The following is a 26,686-nucleotide window of genomic DNA, read 5'->3' as shown; positions in this document are numbered from 1 at the left end:
TGCGTAGAATCGACGGTAGTGCCCTGACAGGCGGAGCTGCACCGCGGCGGCGTATAAGTCGTATAACGACACGTTCCGCCGCCGTCCGCGCCCGGGCGCCAGACCACCGACTCCACTTCCTACGGACTGTCTATGCCCGCCGAGCTCACCTTTGTCGCACCCCGTCGTGCCAAACCTCCCCGGCACCTGGCCGACCTCAGCCCCGACGAGCGGGCCGAGGTCGTCCGTGAGCTGGGCGAGAAGCCCTTCCGGGCCAAGCAGCTCGCCCAGCACTACTTCGGCTCCCTGGTGTCGGACACCTCGGCCATGACCGATCTGCCCGCCTCCTCCCGGGAGCGGCTCGGCGAGGCGCTGCTGCCCACCCTGCTCACGCCCGTGCGCCACATCACCTGCGACAACGGCATGACTCGCAAGACCCTGTGGAAGGCGTTCGACGGGGTGCTGTTCGAGTCGGTGCTCATGCGCTATCCGGATCGCGTCACCCTGTGCATCTCCTCCCAGGCCGGGTGCGGCATGAACTGCCCGTTCTGCGCCACCGGCCAGGCGGGCCTGACCCGCAACCTCTCCACCGGGGAGATCGTCGACCAGGTGGTCGCCAGCGCCCGCGACCTGGCCAACGGCGAGGTCGCCGGCGGCCCGGGCCGCATCAGCAACATCGTGTTCATGGGCATGGGCGAGCCCATGGCCAACTACAAGCGTGTGCTCCAGACGGTGCGCCGCATCACCGACCCCGTCCCCCACGGCCTGGGCATCTCCCAACGGGGGGTCACCGTGTCCACGGTCGGCCTGGTGCCCGCGATCAACAAGCTCATCGACGAGAGGATGCAGGTCCGCCTCGCGATCTCCCTGCACGCCCCCGACGACGAGCTGCGCGACGAGCTGGTGCCCATCAACACCCGCTGGAAGGTCGCCGAGGTCCTGGACGCCGCCTGGCGCTACGCGGGCACCACCGGCCGCAGGGTCTCCATCGAGTACGCGCTCATCAAGGACATCAACGACCAGGCCTGGCGGGCCGACCTGCTGGGCAAGCTCCTCAAGGGCCACCTGGTGCACGTCAACCTCATCCCGCTCAACCCCACCCCGGGGTCCAAGTGGACGGCCTCGCGCCCCGAGGACGAGCGCGAGTTCGTGCGGCGGCTGGAGTCGCACGGGGTGTCGGTCACCGTCCGCGACACCCGCGGACAGGAGATCGACGGCGCGTGCGGGCAGCTCGCGGCGGCCGAGAACTGACCGGCCCGCCCGCGGGGCCCGGGAGCACGGGGTGATCGAGACGGCGCTGGCCTTCGTGGTCGCCCTCGTCTCCGGGCTCGTCCCGGTCATCAACATCGAGGTCTACCTGGTGGGCGCCGTCATCGCGATGGAGGACGGCGCCCTGGTCGCCATGGCGGTGGCGGCCGGGGTCGGACAGACCCTGGGAAAGCTGCCCTACTACTACGCCGGGCGCGGGTCGCTCTCCGCGCCGTGGATCCGCCGCAGGAGCGCCACGCCCGGCAAGTGGGCCGCACGCGCCGAGGGCTGGCGGCGCAGGGCCGAGGAGCGGCCCGCCTGGGGCGCGGGCCTGGTGGCGGTGAGCTCCCTCGCCAGCGTTCCGCCGTTCATGGTGGTGTCGGTGCTGGCCGGGGTGGTGCGGATGAACGTCGTGCTGTTCGCCCTGATCACCTTCGTCACCCGCACCGCGCGCTTCCTGGTCGTGGTGTTCGCGCCCGCCTGGGGACTGTCCCACCTGCCCTGAGCGCGGCCCGCCCCTGACGCGGGTCTGGTGCTGCCGAACCGGTCCCCGGCTCGGCGGCGCCCCGGACCGCGTCCCCGTCAGACGCCGACCAGGTCCCGGCGGCGAAAGCCCGCCAGGGCGACCGCGTTGGCCGCGAGCGCCGCCCCCAGCGCGACGGCCACCGGGACGGCGTCGAACTCGTCGGCCGGCAGTTGCGGCAGCAGCCCGAACGCGCTCAGGTCCAGCAGCCGGTCGTCCAGGCCCAGCATCGGTCCGAGCAGCGAGACCAGGAGGCTGTACCCCAGCCACGCCCACACCAGCGGGGTCAGGCGCGGGGCCGTTCCCACCAGCAGCGCGGTCAGCGCGGCGAACAGCAGGGCCACCGGCAGTCCGGCCAGGGCGGCCCCGGTCATCGTCCAGGTCCAGGAGGGGTCCTCCAGGGCCGCGGACGCGCTCAGGCCCATGCCGACGCCGCCCGCCACCACGATCACCGCCGAGGACAGCACGCTGACCAGCAGGGCGCCGCCGAACCAGCGCACCCTGCCGACGGCCGCGGACAGGGTCAGCTCGGCGCGCCCGGAGGTCTCCTCGCCCCGCGCCCGCAGCACGGACATGACGGCGTAGGCCGACGCGGCCATCAGCACGTAACCGCTCATGGTGCCGAGGAAGCCCCCGGTGACGTCGTCGGCGGAGCTGCCGAGGACGGCCAGCAGGTCGGGGTTCTCCTCCAGCATCCCCTCCACCTCCGTGGCCAGCGAGCCGAACGCGAGGGCGAAGAGGAAGACCGCGACCGTCCAGGCGAGGACCGCCCCGCGCTGCTGGTGCAGGTGCAGCGCGAACACGCCGTTGAGCAGCCCGCCCGCACCGGCCGGACCGGGCCGGGAGGGAACCAGGCCCGCGCCGAGGTCGCGCCGGTCCGCCAGGGCGTAGGCCAGTGCGAAGAGCACCGCCACCAGGACCGCGTACAGCGCCAGCGGCCACCAGCGCAGGTCGTCGAACACGCGTGTCTGCTGGACCCAGGCGAACGGCGACAGCCACGACAGCGCGTTGCCGCCTTCCCCTGCCATGTCGCCGACGACCCGGGACGGGAACAGCACGCCGGTGACCAGGAAGGCCAGGCCCGCGGCGGCGCGCCCGTGCTCGGTGACCTGCGCGCACACGGCGGCGACGGCGCCGAAGGAGATCCCGGCCAGGGCCAGCCCCAGCCCGTAGGCCGCGGAGCCGGCGACCGCCAGGCCGTTGCCCGCCATGGCCAGCGCGGTCAGTCCGCCGATGAGCAGGTTGACGACCGAGACGGTCGCCAGCGCGGCGGTCATCTGGGCGCTCGTGCCCAGGACGCTGGCGCGCAGCAGTTCGGCGCGGCCGCTCTCCTCCTCGGCGCGGGTGTGCCGGACCACGTGCAGGACGCTCATGACCGCCAGGGCGATGAGCACGCTCATGGTCAGCTCGTTGACCACCATCGGGCCGAGCTGGTAGTCGTCCAGCCCGTACCCGGGGCCGCCGAAGACGACGCCGGTCGGGGTGTCCATGAGCGCCGCCCGGGCCTGGCGCTGGGCGTCGGTGGAGAACATGTCGTCGAGTGTCGGAACGGTCGCGACGACGGTGCCGACCAGGGCCAGGGTCCAGACGGTCAGCCGGATGCGGTCGCGGCGCAGGACGAACCGGACGAGGGTGCCGGTGCCGGTGAACGCGTTCATGCCCCGGTCCCCCCGTCGCCGTCGGCCCCGTACGCCGCGAGCTCGTCGCCGTAGTGGCGCAGGAACAGCTCCTCCAGGGAGGGCGGGTTGCTCACCAGGGAGCGGATGCCGAGGCCGGTGAGCGTGCCCATGACGGCGCCCATGCGGGTGTTGTCCACGTCGAAGGCGACGGTGTCGCCGTCGAGCCGCAGGTTGTGCACCCCGTCGGCGCCCTCCAGGACCCGGGCGTCCCCCGTGACGGTGGCGCGCACGGCGGAGCGGGTCAGGTGGCGCAGGTCGTCCAGGGTGCCCGACTCCACCGCGCGCCCCCTGCGGATGATGGTGACGGTGTCGCACAGCTTCTCCACCTCGGAGAGGATGTGGCTGGAGAGCAGCACGGTGCGGCCCCGGGCCTTGGCCTCCAGGACGCACTCGGTGAACACGGCCTCCATGAGCGGGTCCAGGCCGGAGGTGGGTTCGTCGAGGATGAGCAGTTCGGCGTCGGAGGCCAGGGCCGCGACCAGGGCGACCTTCTGCCGGTTGCCCTTGGAGTAGGCGCGCGCCTTCTTGGTCGGGTCCAGCTCGAAGCGGGCCAGCAGCTCCCGGCGGCGTGCGGGGTCGAGCCCGCCGCGCAGCCGTCCGAGCAGGTCGATCGCCTGCCCTCCGGTCAGGTTGGGCCACAGGGTGACGTCGCCGGGCACGTAGGCCAGGCGCCGGTGCAGGGAGACGGCGTCCCGCCAGGGGTCGCCGCCGAGCAGGCCGACCGTCCCGGCGTCGGCCCTGAGCAGGCCGAGCAGGACGCGGATGGTGGTGGACTTCCCGGAGCCGTTGGGACCGAGGAAGCCCGCGACCTGGCCCGTGCGGACGGTCAGGTCCAGCTTGTCCAGGGCCTGGAAGCGGCCGAAGCGCTTGTCGACGCCGCGGACCTCGATGGCGGTTGGTGTCATGGTCGTCGTTCCCTCCGTGCGTGGTGGGGGTCGGGGACGGGGGTTCGGGGCGGTCAGCGGGGTTCCTCCGGGGGATCGCCGACGTACGCGAGGTAGGCGTCGAGGATCGTGCGCTCGGTGAGCAGGCCCTCGGTGTACAGCTCCAGGGTCGGGAGCATGTACTCCTGGGACCACTCGCGCGCGACCCGGGCGAAGTCGACCTCCCCCTCGAAGCGCTCCAACGTGAGGAACAGCAGCAGCGACCCGAGGGAGTTGGCGGCCAGGTAGCGGGCGCGCCGGGCAGGGTCCCGGCTCGGGCGGAGGGTGCCCTCGGCCTCGCCCGTGGCGAGGTAGACCTCGATGTCGGCCACCATGCGCTCGAAGAGCCCGGTCGCGAGCGGGCCGCCGGCCTGCATGGAGCGGACGACGTAGGCCAGGAGCGGGGCGTACTGCTCCATCGTCGCGAGCTGGTGGAGGAAGGTCTGCCCGTCGTGACTGCTGACCGTGTCCGTCTTGACCTCGTTCACGGCCGCGGTGACGTGGTCGTCGCAGGCCCGCCGGAGCCTGTCCTTGGAGCCGAAGTGGTGGATCACCAGCCCGGGGGAGACCCCGGCCTGTTCGGCGATCGCCCGCACGCTCACGCCGAACCCGCGCTGGCCGAAGCACGCGATCGCCGCGTCGCGGATCCTGGCGCGGGCTGTGAGGTCGGGCTCCCTCTCGGGCCGGTCCGGACGGTCGGTTGAACTCATGTTCAATACATTAAACGCATGTTCAGCCTCCTGGCAAGGGGCAGCCCCGGAACTGGCCGTACACTCGGTGCACGGCGCCCCGGGCGCCCCACGCCGACGAGGAGAGGTTCGATGGTGCAGGTCGCGGTCGCCCAGTTCGCCCCAGGTCAGGACAAGGCGCGCAACCAGCGCTCGGTGGCGGAGCTGACCGCACGCGCCGCGGCGGACGGGGCCCGTGTGGTCCTGTTCCCCGAGTACACGATGTTCACCGCGGGCCGCGTCGACCAGCGCTACGTGGCGGCGGCCGAGCCCCTGGACGGACCCTTCGTCTCCGAGGCCGCCGACACCGCCCGGCGGGAGGGCGTGCACCTGGTTCTGGGGGTCGGCGAGGCCGAGGGCGGCGCCGACGCCACCCGCTTCACCAACACGCTGGTGGCGCTGTCGCCGGAGGGCGAGCGGGTCGCGCACTACCGCAAGATCCACCTGTACGACGCCTTCGGGGCCCGGGAGTCGGACGTGCTGCGCCCCGGCCCGATCGAGGAGCCCGAGACCTTCACCGTCGACGGCGTGGTGTTCGGTCTGCAGACCTGCTACGACCTGCGCTTTCCCGAGGTGACGCGGCGCATCGCCGAGGCCGGGGCGCACGTGGTGCTGCTGGCCGCGCAGTGGGTGCCCGGCCCGCTGAAGGAGGAGCACTGGCGGACCCTGGCCCGGGCGCGCGCCATCGAGAACACCGTGTACGTGGCCGCCTCCGGGCAGGCGGCGCCCGCGGGCGCGGGCAACAGCATGGTGGTCGATCCCATGGGGACACCGCTCGCGGCCCTGGGTGAGCAGACCTTCGCGGTCGCCTCGGCCGGGGTTTCGGCCTCTCGGGTCGAGGAGGTGCGGGAGCTCAATCCGGCGCTCTCCCTGCGCCGTTTTTCGGTCTCTGTGCGGGCCGAGGACTGAGGTCCCGGATCACTACCGCCCCGCAGCTAGCCGGACAAAACTGATGAATCCCATCCTGCGAGACAGGGTCTTCCCAGGTATCATCACTTAGGGTTATGATTCCCGTGCATGGTGTGATGTAGATCGGTCCGAACCATTCCAGGTGCCCAAAGCTTCTGATTCAATAAAGAGCCGGTAACTATCGGCCCGCCAGACTGTCCTAAACCACGGGGGGAGCAAGGACATTGCGCGGAACGAGCATGATGTGCGAACCAGACACGCGGCCCGCGATCGACGTCGAGGTCTACGATCCGGACTCGCTGAGCTGGGCGCAGTGCATGGGGGATGCCTGCGTCGTCTGCCACACCAAGTGGCCCCGGCCCCGCCGGGTGCTCGGTGAGCTCCCGGACGGGAGCGCGGTGTTCGGTTGTGAGGAGTGCGCCGACCTCGTCGGCGCGGAGCCCCGGGTGGCCGCCGAGGAGCGGCTGTTCGCGGTGCGCTAGCGGTGCGCAGACGGTCGCGCTCCGGGTCCAGGGGGAGAGGCGGACCCGGAGCGCTCCCGTTGGCGCGCCCGCTTCCATTGGGGAGGAGGGGAAATGAGCGCGCCCTTCCCGGATGGTTCGTGCGTCGGCTGCCGGCGCCGACCACGCCCCGTGAGGGGCGTCCTGTGACAACGATACTCCGTGTCGTTCACCGCCGACCGACAGTGAGGCAGATCCGTCCGTTATTTTCGCGGAATCCGAGTCAACCGTTGGTGGGGAACCCCAGGTCGACGCCTCCCTCGGGCCGTTGGCCCGGGTCGCTCCAACGGGCCGTGACCGCCTTGGTGCGGGTGTAGAAGTGGACACCCTCCGTGCCGTGCGCGTGTGAGTCGCCGAACAGGGACTGCTTCCAGCCGCCGAAGGAGTAGTAGGCCATCGGCACCGGGATGGGGACGTTGATGCCCACCATGCCGACCTCGACCTCGTTCTGGAACCGTCGGGCGGCGCCCCCGTCGTTGGTGAAGACCGCCGTGCCGTTGCCGTAGGGGCTGGCGTTGACGAGCTTGACCGCCTCGTCATAGCCGCCCACGCGCACCATGCTCAGCACCGGGCCGAAGATCTCGTCCCGGTAGCACGACATCTCGGGGCCGACGTGGTCCAGCAGCGACGGTCCCAGCCAGAACCCGTCCGGGCTCCCGCCCGACACCGGGTGCACGCGGCCGTCGACCGCCAGGGTCGCGCCCTCGCGCACCCCCGACTCCAGGTAGGAGGCCACCCGGTCGCGGTGCTCCCTGGTGACCAGCGGCCCCATCTCGCTGCGCTCGTCGTCGCCGGGGCCCACGCGCAGACGCGCCACCCGCTCGCGGATCCGCTCCACCAGCTCGTCGGCCACCGAGTCCACCACGGCCACCGCGGAGATGGCCATGCACCGCTCGCCCGCCGATCCGAACCCGGCCGAGACCGCCGCGTCCGCGGCCAGGTCCAGGTCGGCGTCGGGCAGCACCACCATGTGGTTCTTGGCCCCGCCCAAGGCCTGCACGCGCTTGCCGTGCTCGGCGGCGGTCCGGTACACGTACCGTGCGATCGGGGTGGAGCCCACGAAGCTGACCGCCGCCACGTCCGGGTGCTCCAGGAGGGCGTCCACCGCCTCCTTGTCGCCGTGCACCACGTTGAACACGCCCTCGGGCAGGCCCGCCTCGGCCCACAGCCCGGCCAGCAGCACCGACGCGGAGGGGTCCTTCTCGCTGGGCTTGAGCACGAACGTGTTGCCGCAGGCCAGGGCCACCGGGAACATCCACATCGGCACCATCGCCGGGAAGTTGAAGGGCGTGATCCCGGCGACCACGCCGAGGGGCTGGAGGATCGAGTAGGCGTCCACGCCCGTGGACACGTTCTCGGAGTAGCCGCCCTTGAGCAGGTGCGGGATGCCGCAGGCGAAGTCGACGACCTCCAGGCCGCGGGCCACCTCGCTCCGGGCGTCGGAGAAGACCTTGCCGTGCTCGGCGCTGATCAGCTCCGCCAGCCGGTCGGCGTCGGCGCTGAGCAGCTCGCGGAAGCGGAACAGGACCTGCACCCGCCGGGACAGCGGGGTGTCGCGCCACCCCGGGAAGGCCTCCCGCGCAGCCGTCACCGCCGCGCCGACCTCCTGTCGTCCGGCGAGGTCGACCGCGCCGGTGACCCGCCCGGACGCCGGATCGTAGATGTCCCCCGTGCGCCGGGCCGGCCCCTCCTGGGCGGTCCCGCCGATCCAGTGGGTGACGTGCTTGCTCATGCCGTTCTCCTCCTCGTCCACAGGGGCGCGGTGGGGGCTGGTGCGCCGCGCCCCGGCGCGGTTTGCTTGATACGGGGGGTCCCCGGGGGCCGCCGACGTCGTGCTGCCCGCCTCCGCGACCGTGCGCGGCGACCCCCTCGGGCCCGGCTGGCCCCTCCTCAGACCCGGCCGACCCTTCCTCAGGCCTCGGCGTCCACCGCGCGCACCGCGTCCAGCAGCACGTCGCGGCCCTCCACGGCCTCCTCCTGCGACAGCGTCATCGGCGGCGCCATCCGCAGCACGTTGCCGTGCACGCCGCCCTTGCCCACCAGCAGTCCGCGCTCGCGGGTGGCCTCCAGCACCTTCGCAGCCAGGGGGGAGGACGGCGCGCCGGTGGCGGGGTCCGCCATCTCCACGGCGAACATCAGCCCCTTGCCGCGCACGTCGCGCACGCTCGGCAGCGAGGTCAACGCTCTGAGCCCCTCCAGGATCAGCGCGCCCTGGCGACGCGCGTTGCCCTGGAGGTCGTGCTCCAGCACGTAGTCCAGGGTCGCCCCCGCCGCCGCCATCGACACCGGGTTGCCGCCGAACGTGGCCACGCCCAGCGCGCCCAGCCGGTCCATCAGGTCGCCGCGCGCCACCACACCGCCCACGGCGAACCCGTTGCCCAGGCCCTTGGCGAAGGTCATGGCGTCGGGTACCACCCCGTGGTTGCCGATGCCGAAGAAGCTCGTGCCGGTGCGCCCCCAGCCGGTCTGCACCTCGTCGGACACGAACAGGATGCCGTGCTCGTCCAGCACCTCCTTGTAGGCGGCGTACAGGCCGTCCGGCGGCATCGCGAACCCGCCCACGCCCTGCACGGGCTCGGCGATCAGGCACGCCACGTTCGGCGCCGCGGTGTCCAGCACGTCGCGCAGGTCGGCCACGCACGCCTCGACGTACTCCCGGTCGGTCATCCCCCGGAAGGCCGGGGCCGCGTGGTCGGTGCCGTGCAGGTAGTGCACGTTCAGCGGTGACAGGGAGGAGTTCTTCCACGCCCGGTTGCCGGTCACGGCCACCGTGCCGAACGAGCGCCCGTGGTAGCTGCCGCGCATCGCCAGCACCTCGTCGCTGCCGCGCGCGTACGTGGCCAGCAGCAGGGCGGTCTCGTTGGCCTCGGTGCCGGAGTTGGTGAAGAACACCTTCGCGTCCGGGATGCCCGACAGGCGGGCGATCCTCTCCGCCAGCTCGACCTGGCTCCGGATGAGGTAGAGGGTGGAGGTGTGCACGACCCCCCTGGCGATCTGGCGCTCGACGGCCTCGCGCACCTCGTCCACGTCGTAGCCGAGCATGTTGGTCACGATGCCGGTGAAGAAGTCCAGGTAGGTGTTGCCGTCGGCGTCCGTGACACGGGCGCCCTTGCCGCCGGTGATCTCCAGCGGGGACTCGTAGTACAGGGGAAGCCAGGAGGGCATGACCGCGCGGTGGCGCGAGAGAAGTTCCGACATGCCCCCAGTCTCGCCCCGACCCCCGGCCTTGGCCAGGATCAGCATGTTGACAACATGGCGGCCGGTTTTACGACGTGTAACCTCCCGCGCGTGCCCTCCCCTCAGGTCAGGCCCGGTCGGCGCGGTACACCGTGTAAACCCGGAGGCCGGGAGCCTGACACTGCGTTCCGCGCCCGCCTCCTAGGATGGGTGCCGTGCTTCCCACCCTCGCCGAGGTCCTCCGGCTTCCCGCCCTCCAGCGCGCCCGCCCCCGGGTCGTGGCGTGCCCGGACCGGCTGGACGTGGCCGTGCGCTGGGTGCACATCGCCGAGGTCACCGACCTCGCCCACCTGCTGCGCGGCGGCGAACTGGTGCTCAGCACCGGCATCGCCATGCCCGACGACCCCGAGGCGCTGCGCCGCTACATAGACGACTTGGCCGCCGCCGGGGTCAGCGGCATCGCGGTCGAGCTGGGCCGCAAGTACCACGCCGAGCTCCCGCCCGCCTTCCTGGACGCCGCGCGCGACGCGGGCGTGCCGGTGGTCCTGCTCGACCGCGAGGCCCGTTTCGTGGAGATCACCGAGGCCGTGCACATCCGGGTGGTCAACGAACAGCTGGAGGAGCTGCGCGAGTCCGAGAAGCTGCACTCGGTCTTCACCCAGCTCTCGGTGGAGGGCGCCGACACCGGGCGCATCCTGCACGAGGTCGCCCAGCTCTCCGGCTGCCCCGTGGTCCTGGAGAACCTCACCCACCAGGTGCTGGCCTGCGACCTCAACGGCGAGGAGCCCGGAACCCTGCTCACCTCCTGGGAGAGCCGCTCGCGCGCGGCGCGCTCGGGAACGCGCACCGTCCACACGCCCGCCAACGGCTGGCTGGTCACCACGGTCGGGGCGCGCGGCCAGGACTGGGGGCGGTTGATCCTCGTGGTCGGTGCCAACCCCACCCCGCGCCAGAGCATGCTCATCGAACGCGCCGCCACCACCCTGGCGCTGGGCAGGCTGCTGGAGCGCCATCAGGAGAGCCTGGAGCGGCAGACGCACCGCACGATCATCGCGGGCATCATCGACCGGGCCTACTCCGACCCGGAGGAGGCGCTGGTGCGGGCCCGCGCCGTGGGCGTGCCGCTCAACGGCCGCGAACTGGTGGGGCTCGTGCTGCGCCTGCGTGAGACCGGGACCGGACTGGCCGCCCAGGCGCGCCTGTCCGACACCGCCGAGGGAGCCGCGCGCGCCTGCCGCGAGCTGCGCCTGCCCGCCCTGGTGGGCTCGCTCGACGACCTGCGCGTGGGCATCCTGCTGGCGCTGCCGGGCCGCCAGCGCCTGGACCCGACCCTGCACATGCTCGCCGAGCGCATCCGCACCGCCGTGGGCGGCGCCGCGGTGCTGGCCGTGGGCTCCTCCGCGGACGGCGTCCGCGAGGTGCGGCGCTCCTTCCTGGAGGCGCGCCAGGTCGGCGACGTGGCCATCCGCGAGAGCGACCAGCGCCCCTTCTACCGGCTGCCCGACCTGCACCTGCGCGGCCTGCTCCACCTGTTCCGCGACGACGAGCGGCTCCAGACCTACGTCGAGCGCGAGCTGGGGCCGCTGCTGGACCACGACGCGCGGCACGGCGGCGACCTGACCGACATGCTCCGCCACTACCTGGGCGCGGGCCGCAACAAGGCGCTCGCCGCCGGGCGGGCGCACCTGTCCCGCCCGGCGTTCTACGACCGGCTGCGGCGCATCGCCCACGTCCTGGACGCGGACCTGGACTCGGTGGAGACCTGTCTGTCCCTGCACGTGGCGCTGCTGTCGCTGGACTCGGTCCGCGACGAGCGCTGATCCGGCGCCTTGTCAGCGCGCCCCGGGCGCTCCCTCCAGCTCCATCCCCAGCAGGACCGAGGCCAGGCTCTTGCCGTGGGCGTCCAGGTACAGCGACGTGGTCACGGTGTCCTCGCCCGCGCGCGGGCACACCAGGACCAGCGCGCACACGTTGTCCATCCGGTGGACGGTGACCGGCCCGCGTACGCGCCCGCCCAGCGCGCGGGCGACCCGGTCGGGGGTCAGCTCGTCGCACAGCACCGGGTACCACTCGGGTTCGTAGGCGATGACGGCGATCGTGTTGAGGTTGCCCTTGTCCCCGGCCCGGGCGTGGGCGACGTCGCGGAGCACGGTGCTCACCGCTCCCCCTCTCCGAAGAAGTCGACCCGGGTGCGCACGGCCTCCCGGTCGACGGTGGTCGACAGCACGCCCACGACCTCGTGGACGGAGGTCCTGAGCCCGCCCCCTCCGGCGGGCCCCGACGTGTAGAGGGCGCCCACCTCCTCGACGACCGCCTCGGCGTCCGCGCGGGCGGAACCGAGGGCGGCCACCCGCAGCCGGCACTCGAAGGGCTCGTCCCGGCCGTCCCCGCCCCGGCCGTCTTCGCTCCAGCCGTGCAGCGCGTCCACACCCACGACGTCGGCGCGCAGCCGGGAGACCTTGCCACGCAGGCGCTCGCGCACCACCTCGCCCGCCAGCCGGGCCCGCGCCAGCGCGCCGGGGCCCGCGTAGGAGATCTCGCCCTCGCCCCGGAAACCCGCCCGGTACCCGACGCTGACCTTCAGCTCCCCGGGCCGGGGCAGCCCCCGGGCCCCGGTGACCAGCACCCGGTCCGGTCCGGTCTCGGCCAGCCGCACCCCGGTCATGTCGAGCACCGCGTCCGGCGTGACGTAGGCCCGGGGGTCGGTGACCTCGTAGGTGAGCTGTTCGGTGACCGTGAGCCGGTCCACCCGGCCGCCTGTCCCCGGCAGCTTGGTGACCACGGCCGAGCCGTCCCGCTCCACCTCGGCCAGGGGGTAGCCGAGGCGGGCCAGGCCGGAGACCTCCTTGCGGCCCGGGTCGGCGAAGTAGCCGCCGCTGACCTGGCCCGCGCACTCCAGCAGGTGGCCCACCAGGGTCCCGGCGGCCATCGCGTCCGCGTCGCCGGGGTCCCAGCCCAGGCGGTGGGCCAGGGGCGCGAGGAACAGTGAGGGGTCGGCCGCCCGGCCCGCGATCACCACGTCAGCCCCGCCCTCCAGCGCGGGCGTCAGGGCGTCGGCGCCGACGTAGGCGTTGGCGGAGACGATCTCGCCGTGCGCCTCCAGCGGCAGCCCGTCCTCCCAGCAGGGCGCGGACGGGTCCAGCAGGTGCAGCACGTCGTCGCCGGAGACCGCGGCGACCACGGTCGGCAGCCCCAGCTCCCGGGCCGTGGCGCGGGCCATGCGCGCCGCCGCCACGGGGGCGGCCGCCCCGGCGTTGGTGACCAGCCGGGTGCCGCGGCGGTGCAGCGGTTCGAGCAGGAGTTCCAGGCGGCGCCGCAGAGTCGGGTCGTAGCCGGGGCCCGACCCGCTGGCCTCCCGGAGCGAGGCCAGGGACACGGTGCGCTCTCCCAGGCACTCCAGCACCAGGGTGTCGAGGTCACCTCCCTCCACGAGGTCGACGGCGGGTTGGAGGCGGTCGCCGGCGAAACCGGCGCCGCACCCGATCCGGGCTCTGCTGGGCACACTGACTCCTTCGAACGGTGTGGACGGGGCGGTCAGCCGACCCAGAGCGGGACGGCCCCGCTGACGAGGGCGACCGCGAGGACGACGAGGCTGACCAGCCAGGCCCACGGCAGCAGGAAGCGGATGTGGGAGCCGATGGGCACCCCGGCCAGGCCGACCAGCAGGTAGAAGGAGCCGGTCAGCGGGCTGATCGGGAAGCCGACGGTCTCCTGGCCGATGATCGATGCCTGGGCGATGTCGACTGCGGCGACGCCGAAGCCCTCGCCCACGGCGGTCAGTACCGGCATGACGGCGAAGTAGTAGGCGTCGGGGCCGAAGAGCAGGCTCATGGGCACGCCCAGGACGCCGACGACCGCCGCCATCCCGGGGCCGAGGAACCCGGGCATGGCGCCGGTCATGGCCTGCCCCATCGCCTCGATCATGCCGCTGTTCTCCATGACGCCCAGGAACACGCCCGCGGCGAGCAGGGTGCTGGCCATGAGGATCGCCCCGGAGGCGTGGGCGTTGACGCGGTCGGTCTGGGCCTTCATCCCCGGGTAGTTGACGACGAGCGCCACGACCAGGGCCAGCATGAAGACGAGTTCGGGGGAGAGCAGCCCGAAGACCAGGGCGAGGACGGCGGCGACGGTCAGCGCGGCGTTCACCCAGTACAGGCGCGGGCGCAGCAGGTCGGCGTCGGGCTCCTGCCCGCCCGCGGCGAGCGGGTCGGTCCCGCCCGTCCCCGCGGTCCCGCCTTCCCCGGCTCTCCCGCCCGGGCGGCCGGTCGCGGTTGGCACCGGGGAGGGCACGGGACCGGCCGCCGCCAGCCGCACGCGCTCGCGGTGGCCCAGGTAGCAGGCGACGGCGACGCAGGCGGCCATGCCCGCCAGTTGGGCCGGGACCAGCGGGGCCCACAGTTCGTTGGCCGGAACGCCGAGGACGGTGGCGGCCCGGGCGGTGGGCCCGCCCCACGGGACCATGTTCATGATCCCCGCGCCCAGCCCGACCAGCGCGGCCAGGACCAGCCTGCGCATGCCCAGGGCGTCGTAGAGCGGGAGCATCGCCGGGATGGTGATGAGGAAGGTGGTCGCGCCCGCGCCGTCCAGGTGGGCGACCATCGCGAGCACCACCGTCGCGACCGCCACGGTCACCGGCGTGTTCCCGGCGAACCCGAGCACGCGGCGGATGATCGGCGCGAACAGCCCCGCGTCGCGCATCACCCCGAAGTAGAGGATGGCGAACACGAACATCGCGGTGGTGGAGGCCACGCCACCGATGCCCTCGCCGACGAAGGAGGCCACCTCGCCGGGGCCGAAGCCCAGCGCGAAGGCGGCCGCCACCGGGACGCCGACGAGCGCGACCACCGCGCCCACCCGGTTGGACAGCAGCAGCAGGAGCACCACGGCGATCGTGGCGAAACCCATGGCGGTCAGCATCTGGCACGCTCCTCGGACACCCTCACGGGGGGAAGTGACGGGGGACACATGCCGACATGGTTTCGCGGGGTTCTCCCCGTGTCCAACATCAGTTTCCTCTGGATCTATGCTCTGGAGGCATGGATCTGAGCCTGAGGCAGTTGTCCGCCTACGCCGCGGTGGCCAGGTACGGGAGTTTCACGCGCGCCTCCCGTGAACTGCGCGTCGCGCAGCCCTCGCTGAGCAGGACGGTGCTCGGGCTGGAGCGCACCCTGGGGGTACGCCTCCTGGAGCGGACCACGCGCAGGGTGGAGTGCACCCCGGAGGGGGCCGAGCTGCTGGCCGTGGCCGAACGCCTGCTGGAGGCGCACCGCTCGGAGATGAACGGGCTGGAGCGCTTCCTGCGCGGGGAGCGCGGCACCGTCGCGGTGGCGACGCTGCCCTCGGTGGCGGCCGCCCTGCTGCCCTCGGTGATCTCCCGGCTCAGGTCGCGCACGCCCGAGGCCGACGTCCACGTCCTGGACGGGATGTCGGAGGCGGCCGTGGAACGGCTTCAGGCGGGGGAGTGCGACCTGGCCCTGGTGGCCGCGGGCCGGGTGCCCGGCGAGCTGGTGTCGCGGCCGCTCCTGCGGGACCGCTACTTCGCGGTCGTGCCGGTGGGGCACCCGTTCGCGGAGCGGACCGCGCTGACCTGGGCCGACCTGGCGGGGGAGGCCTTCCTGGCCACCGGAGGCGACTCCAGCGTGCGCGCGGGGGCGGACGCCGCGTTCGAGCGCGCGGGCGTGGTGCCCGAGCGGATCGTGCGGGCGGGCAGCGTCTCGACCATCGGCGGCCTGGTGTCCGCGGGGATCGGCGTCACCGCGCTCCCGGCCCTGGTCGGGGTGCTGATGAGCTTCGCCGACCACGTGCGCGTGCCCCTGACCGACCCGGTCGTCGACCGCGGGCTGAGTGTGCTCACGCGCCGGGACCGCAGGCCGGGGCCGGTCGCGGCGGGGTTCCTCTCACTGCTGGAGGAGATGCGCGCCGAGGACCACCCGCTGCCGCGGGACGTGGCCTGGACGCACTGACGGCGCCGGAGCGGGGGGTGTGCCGACGGTGTCGCGTGCGCGATGTCGGCGGACGCACCGGCGCGATGGCGCGCCGCCACGGGCGGGACCGCGGAGCGGGGACCGGTGACGGCGGAGGCGGCGGGCGGCGCTCCCCGCACCGTCCGCCGCCTCCGCCGCACGGGTGCTACAGCTGGGCGAAGGCCTCCTCCAGGATGTCCAGGCCCTCGTGCAGCAGCTCGTCGCCGATCACCAGCGGCGGCAGCATGCGGATCACGTTGCCGTAGGTGCCCGCGCTCAGCAGGACCAGGCCGCGGGAGTGGCAGTAGGACAGGACCTCGGCCAGCGCCTCGGGGGCGGGCGTGCGGTCGGCGTCCCGGACCAGCTCGATCGCGATCATCGCGCCGCGTCCGCGCACGTCGCCGATGACCTCGTACTTGGCGGCCAGCTCGCGCAGGCGGCCCAGCATCAGCTCGCCGATCTCACGGGCGCGCTCCACCAGGCCGTCGGACTCGATCGCCGACAGGGCGGCCAGCGCGGCGGCGCACGCGGCCGGGTTGCCGCCGTAGGTGCCGCCCAGGCCGCCGCCGTGCACGGCGTCCATCAGCTCGGCGCGGCCGGTCACCGCGGCCAGCGGCAGGCCGCCCGCGATGCCCTTGGCGGTCGTGATCAGGTCCGGGACCACGCCCTCGTGCTCGCTGGCGAACATGCGGCCGGTGCGGGCGAAGCCGGTCTGCACCTCGTCGGCGACGAACACGATGCCGTTGGCGCGGCAGAACTCCACCACCGCGGGCAGGAAGCCGGGGGCGGGCTCGATGAAGCCGCCCTCGCCCTGGATCGGCTCGATCACCACGGCCGCCACGTTCTGGGCGCCGATCTGCTTGGTGATCTGGTCGATCACCATGGCCGCCGCCTCGGGTCCGCAGTTGTCCGGGCCCGTGGGCCAGCGGTACGGGTAGGCCATCGGCATCCGGTGGATCTCACCGGCGAACGGCCCGAAGCCCTGCTTGTAGGGCATGTTCTTGGCGGTCAGCCCCATGGTGAGGTTGGTGCGGCCGTGGTAGGCGTGGTCGAACACCACGACCGCCTGGCGGCCGGTCGCGCTGCGGGCGATCTTCACCGCGTTCTCGACCGCCTCGGCGCCCGAGTTGAGCAGGATCGAGCGCTTCTCGTGGTCGCCCGGCGTGATCCGGTTGAGCGCCTCGCACACGTCCACGTACGCCTCGTACGGGTTGACCATGAAGCAGGTGTGCGTGAACCGGCCGAGCTGCTCGGCGGCGCGCTCCACCACGCGGGGGTCGGCGTTGCCGACGTTGGTCACGGCGATGCCGGAGCCGAAGTCGATCAGGGCGTTGCCGTCGACGTCCTCGACGATGCCGCCGCCCGCGCGCTCGACGTAGACCGGCAGGACGCTGCCCACGCCCTGGGCGACGGCCGAACGGCGGCGCTCCTGGATCGCGCGGGACTTGGGGCCGGGGATCTCGGTGACGATCCGGCGGGACTGGGCGACCTCGGTCGCTGCCATGCGGCTGCCTCCTTCTGCGGTGGACGGGAGCGGAGAGGGGCCGGGGGTGGGCTCCCCGACCTGGGACGACACTAGGGCGCGCGGAACCGCCCCCACATGGACAAGGTGGATAATCAGGGCAGAGCCTTGCGCCAGCGCGTCAGGGTTCGCACGAAGCGGGTCCGCCGGAGCGGCGGGAGGACGGCCCGCGTCCGGTCCCGCCGACCGCGCCGAACCGCCTCGGCCGGCGGCCGAAGTGGAGGGGGAGCCGATGCCACCGACCCTGGGGGCACTGATGCGCACGCCCCGCCTGCGCCTGAACCTGCTCACCGGTCAGGAGAACCTGGACCGGCGGGTGGAGTGGGTCGCGGTCAGCGAGCTGGAGGACCCCACGCCCTACCTGGCGGGCGGCGAACTCCTGCTCACCACCGGCGTGCGCTGGGCCACCGGCGTCCCCGACCTGCGCGACTACACGCGCCGCCTGGCCGAGTGCCGCGTCACCGCGCTGGGCTTCGCGGTCGGCGTGGTCCTGGAGCGCACCCCCGAGCCGCTCCGCGAGGCCGCCGCCGAGTTCGGCCTCACGCTGCTGGAGGTGGCCCGGGAGACCCCCTTCATCGCGATCGGCAAGGAGGTGTCCCGGCTCCTGGCCAAGGAGGAGTACGAGGGGCTGAGCAGGGCCTTCGCCGCCCAGCGCGACCTCACCCGCGCCGCGCTCACCGGGGAGTCGGCGATCGTGGACCGGTTGGCCCGCGAACTCGGCGCCTGGGTGCTGCTGCTGTCCGCCGACGGCGCCGCCCGGCACGCCGCCCCCGCCGGGGCCTCCCCCCGCGCCGCCGGACTCGCCGAGGAGCTGGACCGGCTGCGCGAGGCGGGCGTGCGCGCCAGCGTCTCCCTCACCTCGGGCGGTGAACACGTCTCCGTGCAGCCCCTGGCCACCAGCCGACGGGTCCGCGGGTTCCTGGCCGTGGGCACCGGCGGGCGCCTCGGCTCGGACGAGCGCACGCTGGTCAACGCCGCGGTGTCGCTGCTCTCCCTCGAACTGGAGCGCACCGCGCACGATGCCGCGTCCCGGGTGCGCGAGGGGGTGCTCGCGGCGCTGCTCGCCGGGGCGCTGGACCCCCTCCACCCGGGGGCGGAGCGGCTGCGCGGGGTCCTTCCCGCCGAACCCGTCATCGTGGCGGCCGCCGACGGGGCCGGGCCCGCGCACCCGCCCGAGGGCGTCCTGGTCACCGAGCACGACGGCCGCGCCCTGCTGCTGGCCCCCGCCGACACCGCGACGGGGGTGCTCTGCGAGGTTCTGGAGGGGCCGGTCGGGGTGAGCGACCCGTCCCCCTACGCGGAACTGTCCGCGGCGCTGTCCCAGGCCGAGCGCGCGCTGGCCGCCGCGCGCGACGCGGGGGAGGGGCTGCTCCGCGTCGGCGACCTGCCCGGCGGGCTGCTCGGGCTGGCCGACACCCCCGCCGGCGCCCGCATGGCCGGGGACCTGCTCGCCCCGCTGCTGCGTCAGCGCACCTCGGCCGAACTGCTCGCCTCGCTGCGCGCCTACCTCGCGGCCTCGGGCCGGTGGGACGCGGCGTCGGAGGCGCTGGGGGTCCACCGGCACACGCTGCGCTACCGCATGCGGCGCATCCGCGACCTGCTGCCCGGCGACCTGGACGACCCCGACTACCGCACCGAGCTGTGGATCGCCCTGCGCGTCCGCGGAGCCGCGGACTGACCGCCCTCCCGCCCCCCGGTCCCCCTCATCCAGGCGTCGTCACCCGGAGTGAAAGTGGTGACGGGTTCCGGTGTTCGCGGGGTCCGCGAGCGGTCCGTACACCACAATGGCTTGCTGTCGGTGGGTAGTCGGCCGATGACACAGACGTGTGGGGGAGACGTTGAGGTCACTGCGGGACGACGAGGACGAGATCGTGCGCGCGGGCGTGCCGGGGGCGCCGCCGGGAGCCGCCGGCCCCCTCCCCGGGGCGCTCGGCGGCCCGTCGGGCGTCGGCACGGCCTCGCTGCGCTGGAAGCCCCCGATCGACCGTTCCGAGGTGCGCTCCCTGCTGGCCTACCTGCGCGCCTGCCTGCGCCGCGAGGCGGTGCACACCCACGTCGTCCCGGTCGGCGACCTGGGCTCCGACAGCTGCGCGTGCCTGCCCCCGGGCCCCGAGGTGCTCTTCAGCGGGGTCAGGGAGACGCTTCCGCTGCACCCGGAGTCCGTCCGCGTCCTGCGCGCGGCCCACGACCTCGGCCAGTCCGTGCGCTACGGCTACCCGCTCGTGATCCTGGGGGAGGGCGGGGACCGGGCGGCCCTGCCCCTGCTCACCGTCGACGTGCGGATCGCGGACGAGACCGCGGACGCCCCCGCCGGGGCCGGGGACACGCTGGTCCGCGCGGTCGGCCCGCCCGACGTCAACCCCGCGCTCCTGGAACGCCTCGGCCTCACCGACCCCGAGGACCTGTTCGAGCTGCGGACCCGGCTGCGCTCCGGCGCACCCGACCCCCTGCGGCGCCCCGCGGCCGTCGCCGACCTCGCCGCCAGGATCCGCGCCCTGCTCTCCGGCCTGGAGATCGAGCGGGTGGACGGCATCGCACCCCTGGGCACCCGGGGCGCCCCGCGCACCGGGACGGACGGAGCCCACAACGTCGCCGTGCTCTTCCGGGCCGGGCCCGGCGGGGGACGCCCCGACGCCGACGAGCGCGAACCCGTCGGCGTCGAGGGGGTCCTGGCCGACCTCGACCCCTCCGGCCGCGACGGCCTCGACCCCGAGGACGTCAGCGGGACCGCCCTGGAGACCCTGCTCGGACAGCCCTCCCGGACGGCCGGGGCCCCCGGCCCGGCGGCGTCCGGACGGCTCTTCCGCGGCCACCGCGCCGCGACCCGCCGCGGCTGCGCCGACCCCGCCGGAAACGCCGCCGAGCCCCCCGTCCCGATCTCGGCGACCGCCCTCGACCAGTCCCAGTACGCGGTCCTGTGCGCGGCCATGCGCGAGCAGCTCACCGTGGCCGCCGCCCCGCCCGGAAGCGGTGTGCACGACCTGGTCGACGCCCTCGTGCGCACCGCCGTCAGCAACGGCCAGCGCGTCCTGGTGTGCGGACGCACCGAGGCCGACGTCGACGCGGTGCGCCTGCGCGCGGACACCTCCCCCGGGCACCCCGTCGTGCGCGTGGGCGGGGACGGACGGAGCACGGCCGAGGCCGTGCTGCTCACCCGGCTCCTCACCGAGCACTCCCGGAGCCTGCCCGCGGCCCCCGCCGGTTCCGGCGGGGAGGACCCCACCGTCCACTGGACGGACCTGGCCGCGGACTGGGCGGCGGTCCGCGAGGCGTGGCGTGCCATGGACACCATGGCCTCCGGCGGCCACGCGCTCGCCCGTCTGGCGGAGGAGCGCGGCCGGGTCGTCTCCCAGGGGTGGGACCCCGACTCCCTCTTCACGCCGGAGCGGGGCGGGCCCGAGTACTGGCTGCACCGGGCCGAGCGCGCGGGCGCCGGGGGCCTGGCCGGGCTGGCGCACCGCGGCGCCGTCCGCCGCGAACTGGGGGTGGACACCGACCCCGACAGCCTCGCCCGCCTGCGCGCGGTCGCCCGCCTGGAGGGCGAGTGGCGCGCGGCCGTGGACCGGCGCACCCGCTGCGCGCCGCTGAACACGCTCACCGCCGACCTGGCCGACGCCCTCGCCCGGCACCGCAGGTCCAGCTCCGCCTGCCTGCGCGCGGTCGGCGACCCCCGGCTGTGGCGGGGCCGCGCCGCCATCGAGCACCGCCTGGAGAGCCTCAACTGGCACCGCGGCCACGGCTGGCCGGGCCTGGGCGGGCTGCTCGACACCCTGCCCGCGTGGGTGTGCCGCACCGACCAGGTCCGGGCGCTGCAACCCCGGGCGGGCCTGTTCGACCTGGCCGTCGTGGTCGGGGCCGAGCGCACCCGGCTCGCCGAGCTGCTGCCGGTGCTCTACCGCGCCAACCGCGCCGTGGTGTTCGGGGACCCCGCGCACTCGGGACCGGTGAGCGTGCTGGAACCGGACGAGGAGCGCCGCGCGCTGTCCGCCGCCGGTCTGGTCGCGGGCCAGCTGGACGACCGGGGCCTGCGCTACGGCGGCGGTTCGGCGATGCGCGCCCTGTACCGGGCCGCGCCGCCCATGCGGTGGCTGGAGGAGCACGAGGGTGCGCCGCCCCAGCTCGCCGGGGCCGCCTCGCGGCACTGCTACGGGGGAAGGCTCGCGGTGCGCACCCTCCCCGACCCCTCGGCCGGTCCCGCGTTCGAGTGGCGCGACGTCACCGGGGTCTGCGAGGCCGCGCCCGGCGCGTCCTTCGTCAACCGGGACGAGGCCTACCGGGTGGCGGTGGTGGTGGGCGAGCTCGACGACCACCTGCCCCGGGGCCGGGTGGTCGCGGTGGTCGCGCCGACCCAGCCCCAGGCGGCCCTGGTGCGCCGCCTGCTGCGCAGGCGCGTCCTGCGCCACGAGGTGCGGGTGGGCGGACCGGACCTGTTGGCGGACGACCACGATCCGGCGGACGTCACCGTCCTGACGCCGACGCTGGCCTCCGGGGCGCCCGCCGTCGCCGAGCGGCGCGTCCGCCGGATGGGCCACCTGTGGTCGTCGGTGCTCACCCGCACGCGCCAGCGGCTCGTGGTCGTGGGCGACCGCGGGTACTGGTCGGGCGACGACGGCCCGCTGGGCGAGCTGGAGGCGTCGGTGCCGGGCGGTCGCGCGGGGCGGACCGACGCGGCCGCCTCCGCGCTGGTCAGGGAGCTGCGCGGGGTGGGGGCGGAGGTGACCCTCCAGCAGACGGTCGAGGGCTGGACCGCCGACATGGTGGTCCGGTTCGGCTCCCGCCGACTGCTGCTCCTGCTCGACCGGGAGCCAGACGGCCGCTCCCTGCGCTGGCTGCTCGCCCGCGGGGAGACGCTCAACCGCACCACGGGGGACCCCGTGGTCGTGGTGCCCGCCTGGCGCTGCCTGGCCGACCCGCGCGCCCTGGTGGAGGAGATCCTCACCGCCCACTGACCCGCCGGGCGGCCCCCGCCGGGGCCGGACGCCGACCGGACCGGCGGACGGGGCGGGCGCACTACCCTGGAGCCCGATGTCCGGAAAAGCGGTGTTCACGCCGCCCCGGGCGGACGGGGGAGGAGAGGACCGGTGCCCGAGGGCCACACGCTGCACCGCCTGGCAGCGCACTTCGACAAGACCTTCGGCGGCGGCGCGGTACGCGCCAGCAGCCCGCAGGGGCGCTTCGCCGACGGCGCCGCCCGGATCGACGGCCGGGTCCTCACCGAGAGCGAGGCCCACGGCAAGCACCTCTTCCTGGGGTTCGACTCGGGGGAGTGGCTGCGGGTCCACCTGGGCCTGTACGGCGCCTGGTCCTTCGGCGACGCCGACGGCGAACGCCACCTGGGCGCGCCGCGGGCCGCCGGCGGCGCCCGCCGGGAGCTGCTCCGCGACGCCGAGGGCTTCGCCGTGCCGCCCGAACCCGTCGGGGCGGTGCGCGCCCGTCTGGTCAACTCCTCCGGCTGGGCCGACCTGCGCGGCCCCTCGGCCTGCGAGGTCGTCACCGAGGACGACAAGCGCGCCGTCCAGGACAGGCTGGGACCCGACCCCCTGCGCGACGACGCCGACCCCGAGCGCGCCTGGCGCGTGGTCAGCCGCTCCCGGACCAGCATCGCCGCGCTCCTCATGCGCCAGGACGTGGTGGCGGGCATCGGCAACATCTACCGCGCGGAGTCGCTGTTCCGGGCGGGCCTGGACCCGATGACCCCGGGCCGCGACCTCACGGCCGGGCAGTGGTCGCGGCTGTGGGACGACCTGTCGGGCCTGCTCCGCGACGGCGTGCGGGACGGCTACATCATCACCACCCTGCCCGAGCACCGACCCGACCCGGACGCGCGCCCCGTACCCCGGCCCGACAGCCTCTACGTGTGCTACCGGACCGGCGAACCCTGCCGGGTGTGCTCCTCGCCGGTCGCCTCCGCCGAACTGGCCGGACGCACCCTCTACTGGTGCCCCCGGTGTCAGGGAGTTTGATAGCTTTCGTGAGTTAAGTACCCATTTGTCGGGTTAGATGCCAAGGTCATGCAGTACAATCCCGAACCGTCTGCTTAACCGGTTCAGCATTGTGTGATCAGGGGGACGAATGGGGGGTTTGATGCGGCGTCCGACCATCATGGACATCGCCAAGGCCGCGGGGGTGTCCAAGGGGGCCGTGTCCTACGCGCTCAACGGGCGTCCGGGGGTCTCGGAGGAGACCCGAAGACGCATCCTGGCGATCGCCAGCGACCTCGGCTGGGCGCCCAGCAGCCCGGCGCGCGCACTCGCCCCCGGCGGCCGGATCGGGGCGGTCGGCCTCGTGGTCGACCGGCCCGCCCACTCCCTGGGGCTGGAACCCTTCTTCATGCAGCTGGTCTCGGGGATCGAGGCCGAGCTGGCCTCCTCCGGGGTCGACCTGTTGTTACAGGTCACCGAGGACATGGGCGCCGAGATCGCGTCCTACCGCCGCTGGTCGTCCGAACGCCGGGTGGACGGCGTGATCATGGTCGACCTGCGCGTGGGCGACCCGCGCGTCCAGGTCGTCGAGGAGCTCCCGCTGCCCGCCGTCGTCCTCGGCGGACCCGAGGGCGTGGGCTCCCTGCCGTACCTGCACACCGACGACGCCACCGCCATGCGCGAGGTCGTCCACTACCTGGCCGCCCTCGGCCACCGGCGCATCGTCCAGGTGGCGGGCCCGGAGAAGTTCGTGCACACCCGCGTACGCACCCAGGCCTTCCTGGACGCGGCGGCCCAGGCCGGACTCAGCGAGGCCCGCTGGGTGCACGCCGACTACACGGGCGAGGGGGGTACGAGGACCACGCGCAAGCTGCTGGCCGCCACCGACCGGCCGACCGCCCTGATCTACGACAACGACCTCATGGCCGTGGCCGGACTGGGCGTGGCCCACGAGATGGGCGTGGACGTGCCCTCGCAGCTGTCCATCGTGGCCTGGGACGACTCGGTGCTGTGCCGCCTGGTCCGCCCCTCGCTGACCGCCATAGTGCGCGACATCGTGTCCTACGGCCGCCAGGCCGCGCTGATGCTGGCCAAAACGATCGAGGGCAAGCCGGTGGCCAACAGCGAGACCTCGCGCGGAGAGCTGCTCCCGCGCGCCAGCACCGGCCCCCTGGGCGCGTGACCCGGCTTCCCCGACCGGCCGCCCGCGGTCGGGGGACGGACCGCGGCCGCCGGGCGCGCGCCCGGTCCGGCGTGTACACCGGGTGAGAGCCCCAGAGCCCGGTGTGGCGCGGACGCCGGGGTTCTCGGCGTGCGCCGCGGCAGTTGTTAACGATGTGAAAACAGGGGCGCGGGTTGCCTCGGTGGTCTCTGCGGCTTTGGTGTCCAAAAGGTGACCGTGAGGGTGCTACCACCCCCTCCCGAGCTGTGGAAGGCTGCGGCGCGTAACGCCCCACGCCGACAGGCCACCGAGGGAGCGAGAACGCCCGTGCGGAACCGGTTCAGCGCTGCCGAACTTACTGACATACCCGCATCTGTGCTGTTACAAGCGAATAACAGCGAAGTGTCGGGCATTGACGCCCTTCCTGTGGACGTGTTGTTGTTAACGTCACTTACCCGGTTCAGCAACGGTCTCGTGCGCTCACCACTGGGAGCGCTCCCACCCTTCCGGTCTCACGGAGGGGACTCCCCCCATAGGCCGGCCGGGTGACAAGGAGGAGTCGAGATGAGAATGCTGCGGCTTCCGGCGGCACTCGCGGCCCTGGCCCTCGCGGTCAGCGCCTGCTCGGGTGGCGGCGGGAACAGCGACGGCGGTTCGGGCCAGTACCCCAGGAACGAGACCCTGTACACCACGGGTACCGCCTGGGAGGCGCCGACCAGCTGGAACCCGATGATGCGGGGCCAGTTCGCGGTCGGCACCAACGGCCTGGTCTACGAGTCGCTCTTCCACTACGACGCGGACGCGGGAGAGTACGTCCACTGGCTCGCCGAGAGCGACGAGTGGACCTCGGAGACCGAGCACGTGATCACCCTGCGCGAGGGCGTCACGTGGAACGACGGCGAACCCTTCGTCGCCCAGGACGTGGTCACCACGCTGGAGCTCGGCCAGGTCTCCGGAGTCCCCTACAGCAACGTCTGGGACTACATCGAGAGCGTCGAGGCCACCGACGAGCGCACGGTCACCGTCACCTTCTCGGAGAGCCGTCCGCAGGAGTGGATGAACTGGGCCTACTCCAACCCCATCGTCCCGGACCACATCTGGGCCGACATGGAGGAGACCCAGATCACCGACAGCCCCAACGAGAACCCGGTCGGCACCGGCCCCTACGTCTACGAGTCGCACACCGACGACCGCATGGTCTGGGAGCGCAACGACGAGTGGTGGGCCGTCGACGCCCTCGACATGACGATGGACGCCCGCTACATCGTCGACATCGTCAACGCCTCCAACGAGGTGACGATGGGCATGCTGAACCAGGGCGAGGTCGACCTCTCCAACAACTTCCTGCCCGGCATCGACCAGGTCCTCAACAGCAACGAGACCATCACCAGCTTCTACGACGGCCCGCCGTACATGAAGAGCGCCAACACGGCGTGGCTCATCCCGAACCACACCCGTGAGCCGCTCAACGACACGGCGTTCCGCCAGGCCCTGGCCCACTCGATCAACATCACCCAGATCGTCGAGGGCCCGTACGCCAACCTGGTCCAGGCGGCCAACCCCACGGGACTGCTGCCCGAGTGGGACGCCTACATCGACCACGAGCTGGTCGAGCGGGAGGGCTTCACCTACGACGCGGACGAGTCCGTGGCCATCCTCGAAGAGGCCGGCTACATGGACGAGGACGGCGACGGCTTCGTCGAGACCCCCGACGGCGAGCCCATCGCGCTGACCCTCGCGGTCCCCTCCGGCTGGACCGACTGGATGGAGGCCGCCCGCATCATCGAGCAGAACGCCCAGGACGTCGGCATCAACATCACGGCCGAGTTCCCCGACGCGGGCCTGCTCGACGACAACCGCAACTCCGGTGAGTTCGACCTGGTCATCAACAACGCCCGGCAGCTGAGCAACTCGCCGTGGACCTACTACGACTACCTCTACCAGCTGCCCATCCAGGAGCAGCAGACCACGGTGAACTTCCACCGCTACGAGAGCGACGAGGCGTGGGCCCTCACCGAGGAGCTCGCCCGGGTCCCCGCTGACGACGTCGAGGCCGCGGCCGAGGTCACCTCGCAGCTCCAGGAGCACTTCCTGGCCGAGCTGCCGACCATCCCGCTCTGGTACAACGGCCAGTGGTCGCAGGCCAACAACAGCGCCTGGACCAACTGGCCCAGTGAGGCCGAGGGCACGCCCAACAGCCCCGCGGTGATGTGGGAGGGCTGGTACGAGCTCGGCGGGGTCGAGACCCTCGCCTCGATCGAACCGGTCGAGTAGGGGAGGGGGAGCGACCTCCCCCCGTCCACCCCGCTGACCACTCCCCGACCCCGGCCGCGGCACGGCGCGAAAGAGCCCGGCCGGGGGACGCCCCGGGAGAGCGGGCGCGGCACGGAACACCCCCCACAGGGTCCGCGCCGCGCCCCCTCCGGGGCCACTCGACTGTCCGCCGCCATCA

At 73.6% G+C, this 26,686-nt stretch carries 20 protein-coding genes; 11 read left to right on the top strand and 9 right to left on the bottom strand.

Annotated elements, in window-relative coordinates:
* Positions 1 to 132: 132 nt before the first annotated feature.
* A complete protein-coding gene (gene rlmN / locus PV789_RS23040; protein WP_274974523.1) occupies positions 133 to 1,230 on the top strand; it encodes a dual-specificity RNA methyltransferase RlmN in 1,098 nt (365 codons plus the stop codon).
* Between the two features lie 31 nt (positions 1,231 to 1,261).
* Complete coding sequence (locus PV789_RS23035) at positions 1,262 to 1,732, top strand: YqaA family protein (protein ID WP_274974522.1); 471 nt, start codon at positions 1,262 to 1,264, stop codon at positions 1,730 to 1,732.
* A 77-nt stretch (positions 1,733 to 1,809) separates the two neighbouring features.
* On the opposite strand, the gene PV789_RS23030 is transcribed toward PV789_RS23035, so the two are convergent.
* The 3 genes from PV789_RS23030 to PV789_RS23020 are packed head-to-tail and all read right to left on the bottom strand — an operon-like array spanning position 1,810 to position 5,062.
* Positions 1,810 to 3,408, bottom strand: coding sequence for an ABC transporter permease (locus PV789_RS23030; RefSeq protein WP_274974521.1), 1,599 nt, complete (start codon positions 3,406 to 3,408; stop codon positions 1,810 to 1,812).
* Entirely contained in the window at positions 3,405 to 4,334 is a 930-nt protein-coding gene (locus tag PV789_RS23025; protein WP_274974520.1) for an ABC transporter ATP-binding protein, read from the bottom strand. Before PV789_RS23025 ends, PV789_RS23030 begins: the two co-directional genes overlap by 4 nt.
* Positions 4,335 to 4,387: 53 nt before the next feature.
* Positions 4,388 to 5,062, bottom strand: a complete 675-nt coding sequence (locus PV789_RS23020; protein ID WP_274974519.1) for a TetR/AcrR family transcriptional regulator — start codon at positions 5,060 to 5,062, stop codon at positions 4,388 to 4,390.
* Between the two features lie 111 nt (positions 5,063 to 5,173).
* Between PV789_RS23020 and PV789_RS23015 the strand changes: the two genes are divergently transcribed.
* Positions 5,174 to 5,989 (top strand): carbon-nitrogen hydrolase family protein, encoded by an 816-nt coding sequence (locus PV789_RS23015; protein ID WP_248771816.1) that lies wholly within the window; start codon positions 5,174 to 5,176, stop codon positions 5,987 to 5,989.
* Between the two features lie 239 nt (positions 5,990 to 6,228).
* Entirely contained in the window at positions 6,229 to 6,471 is a 243-nt protein-coding gene (locus PV789_RS23010) for a hypothetical protein (protein WP_212643030.1), read from the top strand.
* Between the two features lie 241 nt (positions 6,472 to 6,712).
* Here the strand turns inward: PV789_RS23010 and PV789_RS23005 are convergent, their stop codons facing one another.
* Together PV789_RS23005 and PV789_RS23000 are read right to left on the bottom strand one after the other, a co-directional pair.
* Positions 6,713 to 8,221: a CoA-acylating methylmalonate-semialdehyde dehydrogenase gene (locus tag PV789_RS23005; RefSeq protein ID WP_274974518.1), complete on the bottom strand. Its 1,509-nt coding sequence runs from the start codon at positions 8,219 to 8,221 to the stop codon at positions 6,713 to 6,715.
* 179 nt (positions 8,222 to 8,400) lie between these two features.
* A complete protein-coding gene (locus tag PV789_RS23000) occupies positions 8,401 to 9,687 on the bottom strand; it encodes an aspartate aminotransferase family protein (RefSeq protein ID WP_274974517.1) in 1,287 nt (428 codons plus the stop codon).
* Positions 9,688 to 9,881: 194 nt separating this feature from the next.
* On the opposite strand from PV789_RS23000, the gene PV789_RS22995 reads away from it, so the two are divergent.
* Entirely contained in the window at positions 9,882 to 11,486 is a 1,605-nt protein-coding gene (locus PV789_RS22995; protein ID WP_274974516.1) for a PucR family transcriptional regulator, read from the top strand.
* A gap of 12 nt (positions 11,487 to 11,498) precedes the next feature.
* On the opposite strand, the gene PV789_RS22990 is transcribed toward PV789_RS22995, so the two are convergent.
* Genes PV789_RS22990 through PV789_RS22980 form a run of 3 tightly spaced genes read right to left on the bottom strand, consistent with a single transcriptional unit; the run spans position 11,499 to position 14,583 of the window.
* Complete coding sequence (locus PV789_RS22990; protein WP_274974515.1) at positions 11,499 to 11,825, bottom strand: AtuA-related protein; 327 nt, start codon at positions 11,823 to 11,825, stop codon at positions 11,499 to 11,501.
* Positions 11,822 to 13,168, bottom strand: a complete 1,347-nt coding sequence (locus PV789_RS22985) for an acyclic terpene utilization AtuA family protein (RefSeq protein ID WP_274974514.1) — start codon at positions 13,166 to 13,168, stop codon at positions 11,822 to 11,824. Before PV789_RS22985 ends, PV789_RS22990 begins: the two co-directional genes overlap by 4 nt.
* A gap of 32 nt (positions 13,169 to 13,200) precedes the next feature.
* A complete protein-coding gene (locus PV789_RS22980; RefSeq protein ID WP_274974513.1) occupies positions 13,201 to 14,583 on the bottom strand; it encodes a CitMHS family transporter in 1,383 nt (460 codons plus the stop codon).
* Positions 14,584 to 14,702: 119 nt separating this feature from the next.
* Here PV789_RS22980 and PV789_RS22975 point away from each other — a divergent pair, with 119 nt between their 5' ends.
* Positions 14,703 to 15,629: a LysR family transcriptional regulator gene (locus PV789_RS22975; protein ID WP_274974512.1), complete on the top strand. Its 927-nt coding sequence runs from the start codon at positions 14,703 to 14,705 to the stop codon at positions 15,627 to 15,629.
* A 166-nt stretch (positions 15,630 to 15,795) separates the two neighbouring features.
* Here PV789_RS22975 and gabT read toward each other — a convergent pair whose 3' ends face one another.
* Positions 15,796 to 17,133 carry a 4-aminobutyrate--2-oxoglutarate transaminase gene (gene gabT, locus PV789_RS22970; RefSeq protein WP_274974511.1) on the bottom strand — a complete coding sequence of 446 codons (1,338 nt, stop codon included), beginning with the start codon at positions 17,131 to 17,133 and terminating at the stop codon, positions 15,796 to 15,798.
* A gap of 250 nt (positions 17,134 to 17,383) precedes the next feature.
* Between gabT and PV789_RS22965 the strand changes: the two genes are divergently transcribed.
* The 5 genes from PV789_RS22965 to PV789_RS22945 all read left to right on the top strand — a co-directional run bounded on the left by PV789_RS22965 (position 17,384) and on the right by PV789_RS22945 (position 26,508).
* Positions 17,384 to 18,829 carry a PucR family transcriptional regulator gene (locus PV789_RS22965; protein WP_274974510.1) on the top strand — a complete coding sequence of 482 codons (1,446 nt, stop codon included), beginning with the start codon at positions 17,384 to 17,386 and terminating at the stop codon, positions 18,827 to 18,829.
* A 160-nt stretch (positions 18,830 to 18,989) separates the two neighbouring features.
* A complete protein-coding gene (locus PV789_RS22960) occupies positions 18,990 to 22,100 on the top strand; it encodes a DEAD/DEAH box helicase family protein (protein ID WP_274974509.1) in 3,111 nt (1,036 codons plus the stop codon).
* A gap of 132 nt (positions 22,101 to 22,232) precedes the next feature.
* Entirely contained in the window at positions 22,233 to 23,114 is an 882-nt protein-coding gene (locus tag PV789_RS22955; protein WP_274974508.1) for an Fpg/Nei family DNA glycosylase, read from the top strand.
* A 121-nt stretch (positions 23,115 to 23,235) separates the two neighbouring features.
* Positions 23,236 to 24,255: a LacI family DNA-binding transcriptional regulator gene (locus tag PV789_RS22950; protein WP_274974507.1), complete on the top strand. Its 1,020-nt coding sequence runs from the start codon at positions 23,236 to 23,238 to the stop codon at positions 24,253 to 24,255.
* 549 nt (positions 24,256 to 24,804) lie between these two features.
* Complete coding sequence (locus PV789_RS22945) at positions 24,805 to 26,508, top strand: ABC transporter substrate-binding protein (RefSeq protein ID WP_274978221.1); 1,704 nt, start codon at positions 24,805 to 24,807, stop codon at positions 26,506 to 26,508.
* The last annotated feature ends 178 nt before the right edge of the window (positions 26,509 to 26,686 follow it).

It is taken from the genome of Nocardiopsis camelliae, from assembly GCF_028993595.1.
GTDB lineage: Bacteria > Actinomycetota > Actinomycetes > Streptosporangiales > Streptosporangiaceae > Nocardiopsis > Nocardiopsis dassonvillei.
This window is presented reverse-complemented; position numbering and strand designations above follow the sequence as displayed.

Coding starts and splice junctions, on each gene's coding strand:
- PV789_RS22945 (WP_274978221.1), top strand. CDS start 24,805: ATGCTGCGGCTTCCGGCGGCACTCGCGGCCCTGGCCCTCGCGGTCAGC.
- PV789_RS22965 (WP_274974510.1), top strand. CDS start 17,384: ATGCCACCGACCCTGGGGGCACTGATGCGCACGCCCCGCCTGCGCCTG.
- PV789_RS22975 (WP_274974512.1), top strand. CDS start 14,703: ATGGATCTGAGCCTGAGGCAGTTGTCCGCCTACGCCGCGGTGGCCAGG.
- PV789_RS23010 (WP_212643030.1), top strand. CDS start 6,229: ATGATGTGCGAACCAGACACGCGGCCCGCGATCGACGTCGAGGTCTAC.
- gabT (WP_274974511.1), bottom strand. CDS start 17,133: ATGGCAGCGACCGAGGTCGCCCAGTCCCGCCGGATCGTCACCGAGATC.
- PV789_RS23020 (WP_274974519.1), bottom strand. CDS start 5,062: ATGAGTTCAACCGACCGTCCGGACCGGCCCGAGAGGGAGCCCGACCTC.
- rlmN (WP_274974523.1), top strand. CDS start 133: ATGCCCGCCGAGCTCACCTTTGTCGCACCCCGTCGTGCCAAACCTCCC.
- PV789_RS23000 (WP_274974517.1), bottom strand. CDS start 9,687: ATGTCGGAACTTCTCTCGCGCCACCGCGCGGTCATGCCCTCCTGGCTT.
- PV789_RS23005 (WP_274974518.1), bottom strand. CDS start 8,221: ATGAGCAAGCACGTCACCCACTGGATCGGCGGGACCGCCCAGGAGGGG.
- PV789_RS23030 (WP_274974521.1), bottom strand. CDS start 3,408: ATGAACGCGTTCACCGGCACCGGCACCCTCGTCCGGTTCGTCCTGCGC.
- PV789_RS22950 (WP_274974507.1), top strand. CDS start 23,236: ATGCGGCGTCCGACCATCATGGACATCGCCAAGGCCGCGGGGGTGTCC.
- PV789_RS23025 (WP_274974520.1), bottom strand. CDS start 4,334: ATGACACCAACCGCCATCGAGGTCCGCGGCGTCGACAAGCGCTTCGGC.
- PV789_RS23015 (WP_248771816.1), top strand. CDS start 5,174: ATGGTGCAGGTCGCGGTCGCCCAGTTCGCCCCAGGTCAGGACAAGGCG.
- PV789_RS22980 (WP_274974513.1), bottom strand. CDS start 14,583: ATGCTGACCGCCATGGGTTTCGCCACGATCGCCGTGGTGCTCCTGCTG.